Genomic DNA, 14,622 nt, shown 5'->3' with positions numbered 1-14,622 from the left:
CCGGCCCGTGAATCAGCGGGGTTAGTCAGGCTGCTGCAAGCGATCGCGAAGCTGACTCCAGAGCTTCAGCCAGTTGAAGCTCGAGCGTGGGCAGGAGGCTAACCGCCGAAGCCACACGTTCCAGCCGAGTACGCACATCGACCTCGTGCTCGATCCCGGCTCGGCCGGCCTCCGTCCATGTCTGTGCACAGTGTCTGGCGACTACGGCGAGATCTTCGGTCGCGAGGTCACCGGTCAAACGTGCCACGTCCGCGCAGCCGTCAGCGAGCAGCTTTCGGAACAGGCCACCTCCGGTGCCGGCCTTCTCGATGAAAGCGCTCAAGCTGAATAAGAGGATCTCGAGTTCGTCAGCCGGTAGATGGGACCAAGTCCGGACATCAGCGGCGAGCTGGGCGACCGCTGCTAAGCCTTCGGAACCGCTCACCGCGGTCGTGAGATCGACGACTCCGGGCGGAGTTGGGTGGCGCATGTTCGCTGCCGATTGACGGAAAGCCGCTGCGGCAACCTGCGCAAGGTCTGGTAACTCATGCGGCCAGGCGATGCGGTACGTGGTGTGACGTGTCGGTTGTGGGAATGACATCGACGACCGTGCTCGAGCGAGAGCGTCGAACGAAACCTTTTGGACCTCGGCACGGTCGTTGTCAACAACGAAGGCGATCCTCTCCGCCTCGTCGTAACCAATTACCACGATATCGTGGCGACTCATTTGGAGCCGAACCCGCAGGTAGGGCAACTCTGCAATGTCGCCCCATATCAGGGCTGGCCTTCCGGCATCGATCTCCTGGCTGATCCACGACCATCCTTCTCGGGGATCGTCGGTCGTGAGCACTTGGACCTGTGCGCCCAGTCGATGGGGGAGATCTACTTCGAAATCGGAGTCTCTCCCTACCAGATAAAGCGGTGGGAAGAGGTCGCTCGAGTGCAAGTAGGACAGGCCAAGTGACCCCCCGAGGGTGAAGACGAGACCTTCCTCGGGCGGTTCTTCCCAGCCGAGGCCTTGCCAGTGCAGGAGGTCTCGCATCGCGGCTGAGCCGCAGTGCCCCCCGACCCGGTGTGGATAGTTCTCGATGAGCGTCTGGCGAGTCATCAGAGTTCCTTTCTGAACGGCGGGCGGGTACGAACCGGGCTCTTGCTGCGCCAGTGGGATGTCAGCGCCGTTCGTCGAGGCTCCGCCGCTGACCGTGCGAGTCTCGCTCGGGACTGGCTTACCCATTGCGCAAGGAATCGGGAGAACCCGTATGGGCGAAATCGGTCCGGACGAAAGGACGCTGCTGTGTGATGACCTGTTTGCTGAGCATGAAATCACGGGGACGATTGATGCAGTCTGCAGCAAGGAGTTCGCCATCACGGAGGTAGAAGCAGCTGAAGTCGCGGTCCCGGGTGGGGTCACCGCTGAGGACGACTTCGTCGTAACCGGTGTTGAGACCGGCGATCTGCAGCTTGAGATCGTATTGATCTGACCAGAACCAGGGCAGCGACACTGCGCTCTTGGACTTCCCGCAAAGGGTAGCCGCGGCGAGTTTCGCCTGATCGGTTGCTCCGGGTACGCACTCCAGCCGGACTCGGCGACCGTATCGAGAGATGTACTTGCTGGCACAGTCTCCGGCGGCAACGATGGCTGGGTCACTGGTTCGGGCGTGCTCGTCGATCACCACACCATCGTTCAGGGTCAAGCCCGCCGCCTCGGCGAGTTCTGTTCTCGGTTCAACACCGATACCCACGATGACCAGATCAGTCGGAATCGACTCGCCAGTAGATAGTGTGACCTCGCGGACGCAATCGTCTCCGACTAATGCTGCGACTTTGGCGCCCGTTCGGATATCGATGCCCTCCTCTCGGTGGATCCGCTCGAAGAACGTTGATACGTCGGGAGCAGTGACCCGCTCGAGGACGCGAGTGGTCGCCTCGAGCACGGTGACTTCCAGGCCCAGTGCCCGTAGTGAGGCGGCCGTCTCAAGTCCGATGTAGCCGCCCCCGACGATCACCACCCGCCGCCCGGGGGCGGCGGACGTGCGGATCAACTCGACGTCTGCGGCGGTACGAAGGTAATGGACCCCGGCGAGCTCGGCCCCAGGAACGCGGAGCTGACGAGGGCGGGCTCCCGTGCACAGCGCGAGCTTGTCGTATGTCAGTGTGTCGCCGGTGCTCATAACGATGTGCCCAGCCGAGCGGTCGATCGCCTCCACGTGCGCGTTGAGAAGCTGGATTCGCTGCTTGGAGTAGAAGTCCGAACTGCGGATGGTGATCTCGTCGAGGGTGGTTTTCCCGGCGAGATACGCCTTCGACAGTGGCGGGCGCTGGTAGGGCACCGTGGGCTCCTCGCCGATGAGGACGATCTCACCGCTCCACCCGTCCTGCCGTAGGCTCGCCGCGAGTTGGGCTCCGGCATGGCTGGCACCGATGATGAGGGCTCGCTGCGATGTCATGTTCCGGATTTCGGGGTGAGGCGCACCATCATCTTGCTGATACCCCGCACGAAGTTGGACTGCACGTACTCGGGTTCGCCGACGACCTCGATGTTCTCGAAGCGGGGGAGCAGCTCTTCCCAGAGGATCCGCAGCTGCATTTCGGCCAGTCGGTTGCCCATGCACCGGTGTACGCCGAACCCGAAGGAGATGTGGTTGCGGACGTTGGCCCGGTCGATGATGAAGTCATCGGGCCGCTCGAACACACGCTCGTCGCGGTTGCCTGAGGCGTACCACATCACGACCTTGTCACCCTTACGGATGAACTGACCGTTCAAGATAGTGTCAGTCTTGGCGATTCGGCGCATGTAGGCCAGCGGCGTTTGCCACCGGATTATCTCGGAGACCATGTTGGGGATCAGGTCAGGGTTGGACTTGAGCTTTTCGAACTGGTCTGGGAACCGGTTCAGCGCCAGAACGCCACCACTCATCGAGTTCCGGGTCGTGTCGTTCCCTCCGACGATCAACAGCACAAAGTTGCCCATGAATTCCATCGGGCGGTCGATCAGATCCTTGGTGTTCTCGTTGCTCTGCAGCATGGTGACCAGGTCGAAACCGGGTTCCTCCCCCTCTGCTAACCGAGCCTTCTTGTCGTACCACAGAGAACTCAGACCGCTCGCCATCTCGCGCATTCCGTCGAACGTCTCGTCGAGGTCCGCAGGACCACCGTTCGCTTCCTCGAACGAAGTTGCAATATCTGACCAGTACACGAGTTTGTGACGTTCCTCGTATGGGAAGTCCAAGAGCGTCGCGAGCATTCGAGCTGTCAGTTCGATCGAGACAGCCTGGACCCAATCGAACGGCTGATTCACCGGCAAGTCGTCTAGTACCTCGCGAACCCGAGACCGAATGAGCGTCTCCATCTCGCGCAGGTTCTTCGGCGCCACCACCCCCTGCACAGCTGCTCGCTGCACGTCGTGGCGCGGTGGGTCCATCGCGATGAACATCTCAATATCGAGAAAACGAGGCGGGGCCCCGATCACTATCATCGGCTCGGCGGAGAAGACCTCATGGTTCTTATCGACCGCGATGATGTCTTCATGTCGGGTCACTGACCAGAACGGCCCGAACGCACTGTTGGGCTGAAAGTGGACCGGAGCCTCGTTTCGCAGGCGCTCATAGTAGGACTGCCAGCGGCCTTGGCGATAGAGAAAGGGATTACTGAGGTCGATGTCGGCGAGCTCGACATCCTCGACGGGAGGAATGGGACTCTCTACGAAGAGCTTCTTCCCATTCGTCCTTGTCACCCAGCGCCGAGTCCTGTCGTACAGATGGGCGCCCCGGATCTGAAGATCCATCGGGATGGCCGACCGGATTCTGTCCCCGACTTCTACATGATTGCTTGACACGACTCTTGATCCCTTCGTCGTTACATCTGGAACTCTGGCACCTGGACGACCAGGCCGTCCCAATCCGCGGACGCGGTCATCTGGCACGACAGTCGAGAGGTCGGCAGCCTTTCCGGGTTCATTGCGAGCATTTCCTCTTCACTTGCTCCCGAGAGGCCGACCTGTTCGGACCACTGCGGATCAACGATGACATGACACGTGCCGCACGCGGCTTCGCCTCCGCAGTCAGCGTCAATCCCGGGCACCGCGTTGTTGACGGCGATCCGCATGAGTGACTGCCCCTCCTCTAAGGGCACCACGTGCTTCTCTCCCTCATGTGAGACGAAGGTTACGACTGTCATCGCTGGCTCCTGCATGGTTGTTCGGGTAATAGCTGCTCACAGCATTGCTAACAACGACGACTGCGGCTAGGTTGATTGAGGGCAGAAGCTTGTTAATTTGGCTCAGAAGGCGGGGGCGATGAATCTTGATCGCGAGGGCGTGCCACCGCTCGTGTTCGCGCAGTTACTTGAGAGCCCAGTTCTGGAGCAAGACGCCGTTGCACGGTTTCGCGAGATCATGGATCGTGAGCGAAGCGACGTCGAGTCACTTCTTGCCATCAACGCCCAAGTTCCCCTGCGGTGGATCAGGGAAGCCTTGCCCGACCTCGACGTCGACCAAGCAACGACCCTCGGTTTGGCGTTCGCCCAGCATGCTCATCTGACGTCCTTCGGACCATTAAGCGTCCCACTAGTAAGCGCAGGTTCCGCAGGCGAGATATTGGAATTGCTTGCCTACCTGCCGCTAATAACCCCAGCCCTGAGTGCGCAGTTCTACGCAGGTGGACACGGAGTGTCTGTCGCGCTCAATGGGCAGACGGGCGATCGAGTCCTAGACTCCCTAGTGGTCACCTACTGTGGTGCGGTCCTGCTGAGGCTGCTGAATATACTCGTTGGCGATGCACCAGACATCACACTCTCACTGGGTTGGCCCGCTCCGGAAGGTCTGCCCGTGGATCAGGATCGGTTAGCTGGTCGCCTGGTATTTGACGCTTCACTGTCCATTCTGCATTTTCCCGTTGACGCGGTCAATCACGTCTGCCGGTTCTCTGACCCCGTGGCGTATCGACTCGCTATCAGTGACTTGCAGCGAAGGCTCGACGAGCGGAGTAAAATCGCCTCGTATTCGGACAAGGTGAGACGTCTGATAGAGAAGCGTCCCGCAGATTGTGGAAGTCAGTGGATTGCAGACGAACTCTCCATCTCTACGAGCACACTTAAGCGGCGCCTCTCTGAGGAAGGGATGACCTATCGCGGACTGCGCCAGTCGGTCATTCGTGAGTACGCGATTCTTCGTTTACTGGACGGATCTGTGTCCGCGAGCGAGATCGCCACGGACCTCGGTTACAGCGACCTCGCCAGCTTTTCACACGCTTTCAAGCACTGGACCGGCCACCCGCCGACGGGGTTCCGTCGTAGGTAGCGCTGCCACTTGGTTGACTCGTACAGGGCAACTGGCAATGCACGGTGCCTTCCGCTTCGCCCTTTCTTTGGGCGTGGCGTTCAATAGCTTCAGGCTCCGCCGACACCCTCGACGTATTCGGGCCTGGTGCTCGCGGCGGTGAGTTTGGCCTAAGCCCTCGAGTTTCTCTGTGACTGCAAAAAGTGTTCAACCTCGACCACGATGAACAGGGCAGTGGCAGTAATAACAGTGCGGCCCTCTGCATCCTCCATCGTGGACTTGAGGTCCAATTTCCGGCCATCGCGAGACCGAACTGCAGCGCGCAGGATGTACGGGGTGTCGAGTAGTGCTGGCGCAAGATACTCGAGCTCGAGACGGCGCGTCACGGCGAGCTCGCCGACCGAATACAGCAAGAAGCCGAAGAGGTCGTCAATCACGGTCGCTACCGCGCCGCCGTGTGCAATGCCCGGTGCCCCGACGTGGCGCTGGTCGAACTGGTGGTGTGCGACGACGCCGTCTCCGTCACGCCGTACCGAGAGGAAGTGACCATTCGGGTTCTCTGGTCCACAGCCAAGGCAGTTGGGGTGGTGGGGAGGAAGCTCGGAGGAACCGGATTCCATGCGCGTAAACGAGCGCACCCAGGTGTCGATATCGGTACCTATCGGCCCGCCGGCCTTGTCGCGAAATGTGTCCATGTCCAGACCTTCCTGTCGATGAAGTTGTACTGGGTGTGACACCTCTGCTCATGGCGACGGAGATATCGCCGACACCCGCACGTCCGACCCGTGACCCAACCTTTGACCGGGACGTCCAAGGGGCCCTGAGGCCCGATGCGGGTGGCCTGAGCAACTGGCTGCCGACGGCACGATAGTCAGGTCGACAAGGCCGACTGAGCCGGGACACCATGTACTGTACGAACATACAGTATGCGGTACCGACGTATAGTCTAGTTTGGGGTCCGTAGGCTCGACCGCAACTGAAGGGGAACCGCGTGAATCGTTCCGCACCAGGCGCCGCGGGCCAGGATCTCACTGCCAAGGCGCGCATCCGCAACGCCGCACTGGATCTCTACGCCGCCAACGGCGAGGACGGCACTTCGTTGCGAACCGTGGCAACCGCGGCCGGAGTGACGGTGGGTCTCGTGGTCCATCACTACGGCACGAAGGACGGCCTTCGCGAGGCGGTCGAGCGACTGGTCGTAGAGCATTTCGCTACCGCACTTGCCTCGGCGCCCGTGGACATCCCAGGCGCCGACATCGCCCGGATCCGCAACGACGCGGTTGCCGACATGCTGGTCAGGCGTCCCGAGGTGGTGAACTACCTGCGCCGCTCATTGCTAGATCCCGGCGGTCAGCGAGGTGAGTTACTCGAACGGCTCACCGAGCTGACACACCGGGAAGTGATAGCTATGCGGCAGTCTGGTGCGGCGTCTAGGGTCCGCGCCGATGCTGTTCAGGTGGTCGACGTCATCGTCACTCAGCTGGGCCGTTTGTTCCTCCAGCCGCTCGTGGACTCGATGTGGTCCCATCTTGGGACGTTCACTCACACCGAAGGCGACGACAAGCCGGAACTGAGTGTTCGCGTCACCGAGACATTGGCACCGCAAGGAACGCCGCAATGACCTTGGTCATGGTAAGTCGCTGGCTTCGAGGCCGGACGATGCCGCGAGCAGCCGCAGTCGAGAATAGTTGCCGCGTGACGGCCACAGTGGACTCCACTCTTAGGGGCAAGAAAACGAGATCCTGTGGCACGCCGTTGCCTATCTGTCGCAGGCGAACCCGCCAGACGGCGATATGCCCGTGTGGGGCAAGAAGGTCGGCTTTCGGAATGTCTCCGACCACGCCCACACAGGGGGCAACGGAATCGCGCACAGCCTCAGACCGAGCAGCTCCACCAGTCGCGCCCACCGCGCCTGCTGATGAAGTGCCGAGTTCTGAGGTGCCGAGTTGCCAGTGCGAGACCGGACGAACGTGCGAGCAGTTCGGGGAGCGGTCGAGTTCGCGAGATTCACAACTCGGCATCGTCTACTTGTCATAACGTAAGTTATCGGCGTTAACATAACTGCTGGTTGGAGGTATTTTGATGCCGATGGCGACAAGAGTGATCATCGACGTGCTTCGGGGCGACCTGTTCGGCTTGAGCCTCAGTTGGCGGCGGAGTAGGCGTCCATGACGTCGGCGGGGATGCGTCCGCGGTCGGAGACGTCGTAGCCGTTGGCCTTGGCCCATTCACGAATGGGCTTGAGGTCGGCGGATGGGGTCTTGGTGGCCTTGCGCGCGGTTTTGGCGTTCTTTCCTGTTACGCGGTGGCCGGCCTCGATATAAGGGGCAACGGCCTCTCGGAATGCCTGGGCGTTGTCGTCGCTGAGGTCGATCGAGTATTCCTTGCCCTCGACAGCGAACGAGATGGTGTTCGCGTGGTCTCCGAGATCGGCCCCGTCGATGTCGTCGAGGTACCTGACGTGAAACTTCTGAGCCATCGCTGGTCCTTCGGGTTTCGGTGTTGTGTTCTGGGCAGAGTTGCAGGATGCGCCCGAGTGCAAAAGTGAATCGCGGGCACACATGCTTTTCGCTGCCGACCGACTCCCGGATTGGAAGGACCGAGAAGTTCGAGCTGGTATGGGCGCTTTATCCGTAGTGGTAGCGGCAGGTGGCGATACGGACTTCGGTTTCGGTGACTTTGTAGACCAGGCGATGCTCGTCGGTGATGCGTCTGGACCAGTATCCGGCGAAGTCGTATTTGAGGGGTTCGGGTTTGCCGATGCCTTCGTTGCCGTTGCGGGTGATGTCTTGCAGGAGCAGGTTGATGCGTTTGAGGATCTTGCGGTCCTGTTGTTGCCACCAGAGGTAGTCCTGCCAGGCGTTGTCGTCCCAGACGAGTAGCACGTCAGTCGGTGTCGAGTAGGTCGCGCGCTTGGCCGCGGCCGGACTCGAGGCGCTCCATCGCATCGAGCAGGCGGCGGGCGTTGGCCGGTGATCGCATGAGGTGGGCGGTCTCGCGCAAGGACTCGTAGTCGTCGAGGGAGACCATGACCACCGGTTCGTGGCCGGCGCGGGTGATGATGACCTCTTCGCGGTCGTTGGTGACCCCGTCGAGGACCTCGGCGTAGCGGGCCCGGGACTCGGTGTAGCTCATTGTCTTCATCTCAACCCCTTCTGTACGTGAAAGTGTACAGGACGCGGAGTTGGTGCTCCATGTGACTTCCCGCGTCCGGTGCTCTGTAGGCCGAAGCCCGAAAAACCGGATGGCGCAGCGGTGGCTTCGGGGGCTCCTGCGGTCGCGCCGCTGGCCGACAATGCCGCCTTGGCGGGGCGGGTTGGATATCTACAACCTCACCGCCGGATAGCGCCACGCTCGCCGCGCGCCGCCTGCGGGCCTTATCTGGCTCGTCGCCGGTGGTACCCGCGGCGACGGACACACATCCCACGGTCACCGCGCCACACCTCGCACGGACTACCCATCGAACGCGGGCTTCGGTAACGTGGGTAACTAGAAACATTACCTGTTACTCGTTACCGTGTACCCGGGCCGGAGGGACTGTCATGTCGACGTCGGAGAAGATCGCCAGGGCGTATGGGGTGCTCCTCGCGCGGGGCGAGAAGGTCACCGTGCGGTCCGTGCAGCGCGAAGCGGGGGTGCGGATCGGCGAGGTGGCCGCGTGGATGCGCGAGCATGCCGGCGGGGCGGCCGGAGATGTGCCCGAGGCGCCGGATTTGTCGGAGGCGATGTCGGCGATGGTGGCCTCGGTGTGGGCTGCGGCGTGGAAGCGGGCCGCGGAGCAGGCGGACGAGCAGGTCGCGGTGGCGCTCGATGCTGCTCGCGCGGGTGAGGCCCACGCCTTGGAGACGGCCGAGCAGGCTGCCGTCGAGCGAGACGAGGCGGTCGCGTCTCGCGACCGAGCCCTCGGCGAGCTCGAGGCAGTGCGCGTCGAGCTCGATCATCTGCGCGACCAGCTCGCCACCGCGCTCAAAGACGCCAGCGACGCGCGCGCCAAGGCCGAGGAGTCCGACCGGGCCCGAGTCCGGGCGGAGGCCACCTCGGACACACTGCGGGAAGTCCTGGACTCGCTGCGCGATAACGCTCGCAAGCCAGGCCAGTCGGATCAACCGGGCCAGTCATAGCCAGCCCGCCAGAGCACGAAACGCACTGACTGTCGGAGGGGAAAGCCACACTGACAGCCGATCCGGCCGTGAGGTCTGTGGAGCGCCGCGGCCCGTGTGGCGCCGCGGAGGGAAGGCGTTAGCGACAGGAGTGTGGAATGTGGGATCTGGAGACCGCGCTGCAGGCGTCAGCTGTTGTCGTCGTTGCTGCATTGTTGGCGCCGCCGCTGGCCCGGAGGATCGGCGGGATCTGTGCGGTGATCGGGTTCTTCGGAGTGATGCAGTCGAGCACCTGGGCGCCGACCGTCGCGGCGCTCGGGGTGCTGGCGTGGTTCGTGGGGCACTGGACCTTCGCGGTGCGCAACGACGTGCACTACCGGTCGAGGCTGGCCCTGGTGGTGATCGACAAGACCCCGCTTCGCTGGACGATTCCGAAGTACTGGCAGCTGCGCCGGAGGCGACGTCTCGCCACCGCCCGCTGACACTTCTCGTGTCGGGATGATGCAGGAAAGGCCCCGCCGTCGGCGAGGCCATCTCTTGGGGTGACTGTACTGCAGCCTTCAGAACAGTGGGGGTGTGTCGAGCGGTGCGGCGTTGCCGGATGCCCGTGCGTAGGCGACCGGGTCCCAGCCGTCTGCCACGGCGTTGCGGACGGCCAGTGAGCGGGCCTGGCGATCGTGGCGCTCGGTGAGGTTGCGGATGATCCCGGTGCGGCCACAGGCCACCGCGTAGAGCAGGTTCGCCGACTGAGTGGAGGCGATGAGATGTCCTGGATCGACGCGCACGCACAGCGGTTCGTTGCAGCGGTGCTCGCCAATCGCACCCGCGTCGAGCTCGCCGGCGATGACAAGTGCGAAACGGTGGGCGTACTCGGTGCGGCTGACCCCACCTGATCGCCAGCTGATCCTGCCGTAGCCATCGGAGATTGCTCCAGTCCAGATCCAACATCCGCCGGCGGGTGCTTTGACGACGCGAGACCAGAACGCGGTGATTGCGGCTCTGGTGGGAGGCAGTGTCGGATCGTACGGACGCGATCGTCTCACCGATGTGTGGGACCCCGTCCCGAGGTCCATTCCGGGCAAGGGAATGTCGACGACCCCCGGGTCGTGGTGGGGGTCAGTGATCGTGGGCACCGTTGTTGTCCGACTGGGAGTCCTCACCGCAAGCGTCTGCGTCGATGGAGGAGTCGGGCGTTGTTTCAGCGGCTTCGCCGTCGGCACGGTCCTTCGCGGCGCGGATCGCGGCGCCGACCTCGCGGGCGGACAGTCCGGTCATCTCGGCCAGATCGGACTGGGCAACGCCGAGGTCCTTGAGCACGATGAGCGCCTCCCCCAGGGCGGCTTCGGCGTCGGCGCGGGCATCGATCGCAGAGAACACCGCCACAAGCTTGGACTCGCGCTTGCGCGCCCGCTCGAGCTCGGTGGCAATCGCTTGGCGGGCACGGGCCCGCGCGGTCTGGGAACGCGAATCAGTCTTCGTAGCAGCCATGGCCCAAACCCTAGAGCACCCCTACGACACCCGCGAGCACCAACCACTCCCCCATCCGACCACCGCGTTGCTCATTTCGGCCGCCGTAGATACGCCACCGCCGTGGCCAGACTGAGCACTCGCTACCGCTCGATTAAACAGCCTCACACAGTAGGCACTACTAGTGACGTCCGGAAAACGGCTGCTCAGCGCGCCGCCGACGCGTCGTGCGTAGACGCCGCCCCGCGGCGGCTCTACGCTGGGGCTCATGATGAGCCTCCGAGCGGTGCACGCCGGTACTGGATACCAGTACCTGCTGCGCTCGGTCGCCACCCATGACGCTGACCCCGAAGGAAAGTCGCTGTCGGACTACTACGCGGCCAAGGGCACACCGCCCGGGCGGTGGATCGGCAGCGGATTGGCCGGCCTGCTCTCTGAGACAGCAACCGCCGGCGCAGTCGTGGGAGAGGTCCAAATGGCCGCCCTGTACGGCGAAGGGCTACACCCGGACACCGATCAGATGATGGCTGAAGGGAAGAGTCTGGGCGCCTGCAAGCTGGGCCGGGCCTACCCCCTGTACTCCGGAGATGTCCCCGTGCTCGCCGCGATCTCCGCCGCCGAAAAGTCGTTCCTCACTGCCGAGGGGCGCCGCCCCACTCCCGACGAGAGAAACCAACTGGCCGAGAGCGTGGCCCGCCCGTTCTATCGCGACGAGTTCGGCTATGAACACGCCTCCGGCAAGGACGTCATCGCCTGGGTAAACCGCGAGCGAGACAAGGTCCGCCAGGCCGTCGCCGGCTTCGATTTCACCTTCTCACCGGTCAAAAGTGTCAGCGTTCTGTGGGCGCTGTCCGACGAACGCACGGCCTCGAAAGTGGCTGCGCTACACCATGAGGCCGTGGCCGAGGCCCTGCGATGGGCCGAGGACAATGCGATCTACACCCGCGTGGGTGCCGGCGGCATCGAGCAGGTGAAAACCAGAGGCATCGTCGCCGCTGAGTTCACGCACTTCGACACCCGTGGCGGAGACCCGGACCTGCACTCGCACGTGTTGATCGCCAACAAGGTGCAAGGCCCCGACGGTCGGTGGCGCACGCTGGATTCGCGCACGATCCACCAGATGCACCAGGCGATCTCGGCTCGCTACGACGCTGTCCTTCACGACCTACTCTCCCGCCGGATGGGTCTGGACTTCGAGGCGCACTACCCGCACCCGGACAAAGCGCCGATCTGGGAAATCAAGGGCATCGACCGCCGTCTCATTGACGTGTTCTCCACGCGTCGAGCGCTAGCGCGCCCGGTCTACGAGCAGCTCGTTGCCGAGTACGTAGACAAGAACGGACGCCAGCCCACCCAGCGAGCGGCGTACGCCCTGTGGCAGAAGGCGATCCTCGATACCCGCGACGCCAAAAAGCCCGCCCAGTCTCTCGATGAGCACCGTGCCAAGTGGCGCCAGGTGGCTGAGCAGGCCATCGGCGCCGACGCCGTCTCGTCCGTTGTCCGCGACGTCACCGAGCAGGCCACCGTCGATGCGCAGCGCAAGGTTTTTGACACCGACAGCCACGCCCGACAGGTCGCTGAGCAGGCCGTGAGGTCGGTGTCGTCACGCCGCGCTCAGTTCCGCCGGTCGCACGTCGACACCGCGGTATCCACAGCTCTAAAGGGCTACCGGTTCGCCTCCTCAGGCGCCCTCGACCAGGCCCACGCCAAGGTCATGGACATCGCGCTTCGCGAGCTCATGGTGGAGCTGACGCCGCCTGAGCCACTGATCCTGCCCGAGCCCCTGACCGGTCACACTGGCGCAGGAATCGACCGGCACGCCAACGCGGAGAAGTACACCACCCAAGCCGTGCTCGACGCCGAGACCCGCGTCCTCGATGCAGCCCGCACCCCGGTGACAGTGATCGCATCCCGCGCCACGCTCGAGAAGGCACTTGCCGCCCACGCCAGGACCACAGGCTGGCCGCTCAACACCGGCCAGAAGGAACTGGCCCACCACCTCGTCGGCGCTGGAACCCTGCTCGCCGCCGGCGTCGGACCGGCCGGCACCGGCAAGACCACCGCCATGAAAGTGGTCGTGCAGGCGTGGGAGAACACGGGCCGCCACGTCATCGGTCTAGCGCCCTCCGCGGCAGCGGCCAGCGTGCTGGCTGAGGACATCGGCACCGACTGCCACACCATCGACTCGGTGACCTTCACCTGGCTCGGCCGCAACCCATGCGCCCCGGGCCGTAGCCTCGAGGCGCTGCCGGTGACCATCCGCCCCGGCGACATGCTGCTAGTCGACGAAGCGGGCATGGCCAGCACCGAAAACCTCGCCGCGCTGACCGAAATCGCCGCCGAATCCGGCGCCGTCCTGCGCCTGATCGGAGACCCCAAACAGCTCGCCGCCGTCGAGACCGGCGGCCTGTTCGCCGACCTGACCCGCACCCCGGGAACAGTCGAACTGAGCGAAGTCATGCGCATGGGAGCAGACACCGAACAGGCCGAGGCAACGCTCGCCCTCCGCGAAGGCAACACCGACGCCCTGGGCCTCTACGCGCACCGCGGCTGGATCCGTGGCGGACACCGCGAGCAGATGCTCACCGACGCCGTTCAAGCCTTCCTCGACGACACCAAGGCCGGCCGCAAGAGCCTGGTCATCGCCTCGAACAACAGCGACGTCGACTCGCTCAACGAGGTCATCCGCGCCGACCGGATCGCCCACGGACACGTCGACGACACTCGCACCACGCGCCTTTCCCGAGGCGACACCGTCGGCGTCGGCGACACGATCATCGCCCGTGAGAACGCCAAGCTCTACACCTCCGACAGCAAGTACCTCGGCCGGGTGATCAACGGCCAACTATTCACCCTCACCGGCATCGCCGACGACGGCTCACTAAGCGTGCGTGACTGGGGCACCGGCAACGAGATGGTCGTGCCGGCCAGCTACGCGAGCAAGAGCATGCACCTGGGCTACGCGACGACTATCCACCGTGCCCAGGGCGCCACCGTCGATGTCACCCACGCAGTCGTCGACACCTCGGTGGACCGTGCCGGCCTGTACGTCGCGATGACCCGCGGCAAGAAGGAGAACCGCGCCTACGCCGTGTGCGAACCCACGGTCGACCTGTCTGCCGAGGACGCCCACATGCACTCAGCCGGCGACCACGACGCCCCCACCGCCGCCGAGGTACTGGCCGCCATTCTCAGGCGCGACACCCACCAAGCCTCCGCGACCGCAACACTGCGCGAGGAGATGACAGGCGCCACCGACCCGGCGCGCATTGAAGCGCTGTACCGCCACGGCGTCGACCTCGCTGCCCAAGCCTTCACCAGCTCCACGCTGCCCACGTACATCGACGCCCTGCCGCGCCTCTACGGCCGACACCTCGAGCCCGGAGGCGACCAATACGACGCCCTCGCCCGAGCCTGGACCGACGCCGCCACCACCGGCCACGACCCCCGCGAGCTGTGGGCCGAGGCCACCGCGAACCTGGAGACCGCCGACAATCCAGGGGCCGTCATCGCGCACCGGATACGTCACGCGACAAACCAGGAGCGGGACCGGGATGCCCTGCCCACCCCTCCCCCAATCGCGCCGGCCACCGACACCGAACTGGCAGCGTGGCTAGCGACCACATACGGCTCGCTCACCACCGCGCCGGCGCCCGCAGCGTCTGACGACTTCGCTGAGTCCTATCTGGCCCACCGTGCCGCAGAACAAGAACGCGGCCCGGAGACCCACACCACGACGAGCTGGCCATGGGGGCCGTCTACCGACTCCTCCCCCGACCTGTGGTGACTCGCCCCTGCTCG

The 14,622-nt window shown here is 64.0% G+C and carries 15 protein-coding genes; 5 read left to right on the top strand and 10 right to left on the bottom strand.

Going from position 1 to position 14,622, the window contains the following annotated elements; all coding sequences use genetic code 11:
- Window positions 1–25: 25 nt before the first annotated feature.
- The 4 genes from G6019_RS01210 to G6019_RS01195 form a co-directional block, all read right to left on the bottom strand.
- A complete protein-coding gene (locus G6019_RS01210) occupies window positions 26–1,087 on the bottom strand; it encodes a BtrH N-terminal domain-containing protein (protein WP_107749263.1) in 1,062 nt (353 codons plus the stop codon).
- A gap of 118 nt (window positions 1,088–1,205) precedes the next feature.
- Complete coding sequence (locus G6019_RS01205) at window positions 1,206–2,426, bottom strand: NAD(P)/FAD-dependent oxidoreductase (protein WP_107749264.1); 1,221 nt, start codon at window positions 2,424–2,426, stop codon at window positions 1,206–1,208.
- A complete protein-coding gene (locus G6019_RS01200; RefSeq protein ID WP_067718083.1) occupies window positions 2,423–3,763 on the bottom strand; it encodes a cytochrome P450 in 1,341 nt (446 codons plus the stop codon). The genes G6019_RS01205 and G6019_RS01200 overlap by 4 nt, the downstream gene beginning before the upstream one ends.
- A 71-nt stretch (window positions 3,764–3,834) precedes the next feature.
- Window positions 3,835–4,155, bottom strand: coding sequence for a 2Fe-2S iron-sulfur cluster-binding protein (locus G6019_RS01195; protein WP_067718080.1), 321 nt, complete (start codon window positions 4,153–4,155; stop codon window positions 3,835–3,837).
- Between the two features lie 118 nt (window positions 4,156–4,273).
- Between G6019_RS01195 and G6019_RS01190 the strand changes: the two genes are divergently transcribed.
- On the top strand, window positions 4,274–5,275 hold the full coding sequence (locus G6019_RS01190; protein ID WP_082924073.1) for a helix-turn-helix domain-containing protein: 1,002 nt from the start codon (window positions 4,274–4,276) through the stop codon (window positions 5,273–5,275).
- A gap of 149 nt (window positions 5,276–5,424) precedes the next feature.
- Here the strand turns inward: G6019_RS01190 and G6019_RS01185 are convergent, their stop codons facing one another.
- Window positions 5,425–5,949, bottom strand: coding sequence for a PaaI family thioesterase (locus tag G6019_RS01185; protein WP_156607490.1), 525 nt, complete (start codon window positions 5,947–5,949; stop codon window positions 5,425–5,427).
- A gap of 296 nt (window positions 5,950–6,245) precedes the next feature.
- Between G6019_RS01185 and G6019_RS01180 the strand changes: the two genes are divergently transcribed.
- Entirely contained in the window at window positions 6,246–6,875 is a 630-nt protein-coding gene (locus tag G6019_RS01180) for a TetR/AcrR family transcriptional regulator (RefSeq protein ID WP_156607488.1), read from the top strand.
- A gap of 522 nt (window positions 6,876–7,397) precedes the next feature.
- On the opposite strand, the gene G6019_RS01175 is transcribed toward G6019_RS01180, so the two are convergent.
- The 3 genes from G6019_RS01175 to G6019_RS01165 all read right to left on the bottom strand — a co-directional run bounded on the left by G6019_RS01175 (window position 7,398) and on the right by G6019_RS01165 (window position 8,398).
- Window positions 7,398–7,733 (bottom strand): histone-like nucleoid-structuring protein Lsr2, encoded by a 336-nt coding sequence (locus tag G6019_RS01175; protein WP_156607486.1) that lies wholly within the window; start codon window positions 7,731–7,733, stop codon window positions 7,398–7,400.
- Between the two features lie 148 nt (window positions 7,734–7,881).
- Window positions 7,882–8,139, bottom strand: coding sequence for a Txe/YoeB family addiction module toxin (locus tag G6019_RS01170; protein WP_017836491.1), 258 nt, complete (start codon window positions 8,137–8,139; stop codon window positions 7,882–7,884).
- Between the two features lies 1 nt (window position 8,140).
- Window positions 8,141–8,398 (bottom strand): type II toxin-antitoxin system Phd/YefM family antitoxin, encoded by a 258-nt coding sequence (locus G6019_RS01165; protein WP_063935029.1) that lies wholly within the window; start codon window positions 8,396–8,398, stop codon window positions 8,141–8,143.
- Window positions 8,399–8,796: 398 nt separating this feature from the next.
- Between G6019_RS01165 and G6019_RS01160 the strand changes: the two genes are divergently transcribed.
- Together G6019_RS01160 and G6019_RS01155 are read left to right on the top strand one after the other, a co-directional pair.
- A complete protein-coding gene (locus G6019_RS01160) occupies window positions 8,797–9,375 on the top strand; it encodes a DNA-binding protein (protein WP_063935028.1) in 579 nt (192 codons plus the stop codon).
- A 137-nt stretch (window positions 9,376–9,512) separates the two neighbouring features.
- A complete protein-coding gene (locus G6019_RS01155) occupies window positions 9,513–9,836 on the top strand; it encodes a hypothetical protein (RefSeq protein ID WP_063935027.1) in 324 nt (107 codons plus the stop codon).
- Between the two features lie 78 nt (window positions 9,837–9,914).
- On the opposite strand, the gene G6019_RS17160 is transcribed toward G6019_RS01155, so the two are convergent.
- Both G6019_RS17160 and G6019_RS01145 read right to left on the bottom strand, forming a co-directional pair.
- On the bottom strand, window positions 9,915–10,139 hold the full coding sequence (locus G6019_RS17160) for a hypothetical protein (RefSeq protein ID WP_241725818.1): 225 nt from the start codon (window positions 10,137–10,139) through the stop codon (window positions 9,915–9,917).
- Between the two features lie 331 nt (window positions 10,140–10,470).
- A complete protein-coding gene (locus G6019_RS01145) occupies window positions 10,471–10,842 on the bottom strand; it encodes a hypothetical protein (RefSeq protein ID WP_231750624.1) in 372 nt (123 codons plus the stop codon).
- A 247-nt stretch (window positions 10,843–11,089) separates the two neighbouring features.
- Between G6019_RS01145 and mobF the strand changes: the two genes are divergently transcribed.
- Complete coding sequence (gene mobF / locus G6019_RS01140; RefSeq protein ID WP_231750623.1) at window positions 11,090–14,608, top strand: MobF family relaxase; 3,519 nt, start codon at window positions 11,090–11,092, stop codon at window positions 14,606–14,608.
- Window positions 14,609–14,622 lie beyond the last annotated feature (14 nt).

Origin of the sequence: Dietzia sp. DQ12-76 (genome assembly GCF_014145045.1) — a bacterium.
Taxonomy (GTDB): Bacteria; Actinomycetota; Actinomycetes; order Mycobacteriales; family Mycobacteriaceae; genus Dietzia.
The sequence above is the reverse complement of the archived record's forward strand: the minus strand, read 5'-3'. Positions and strand labels throughout refer to the sequence as shown.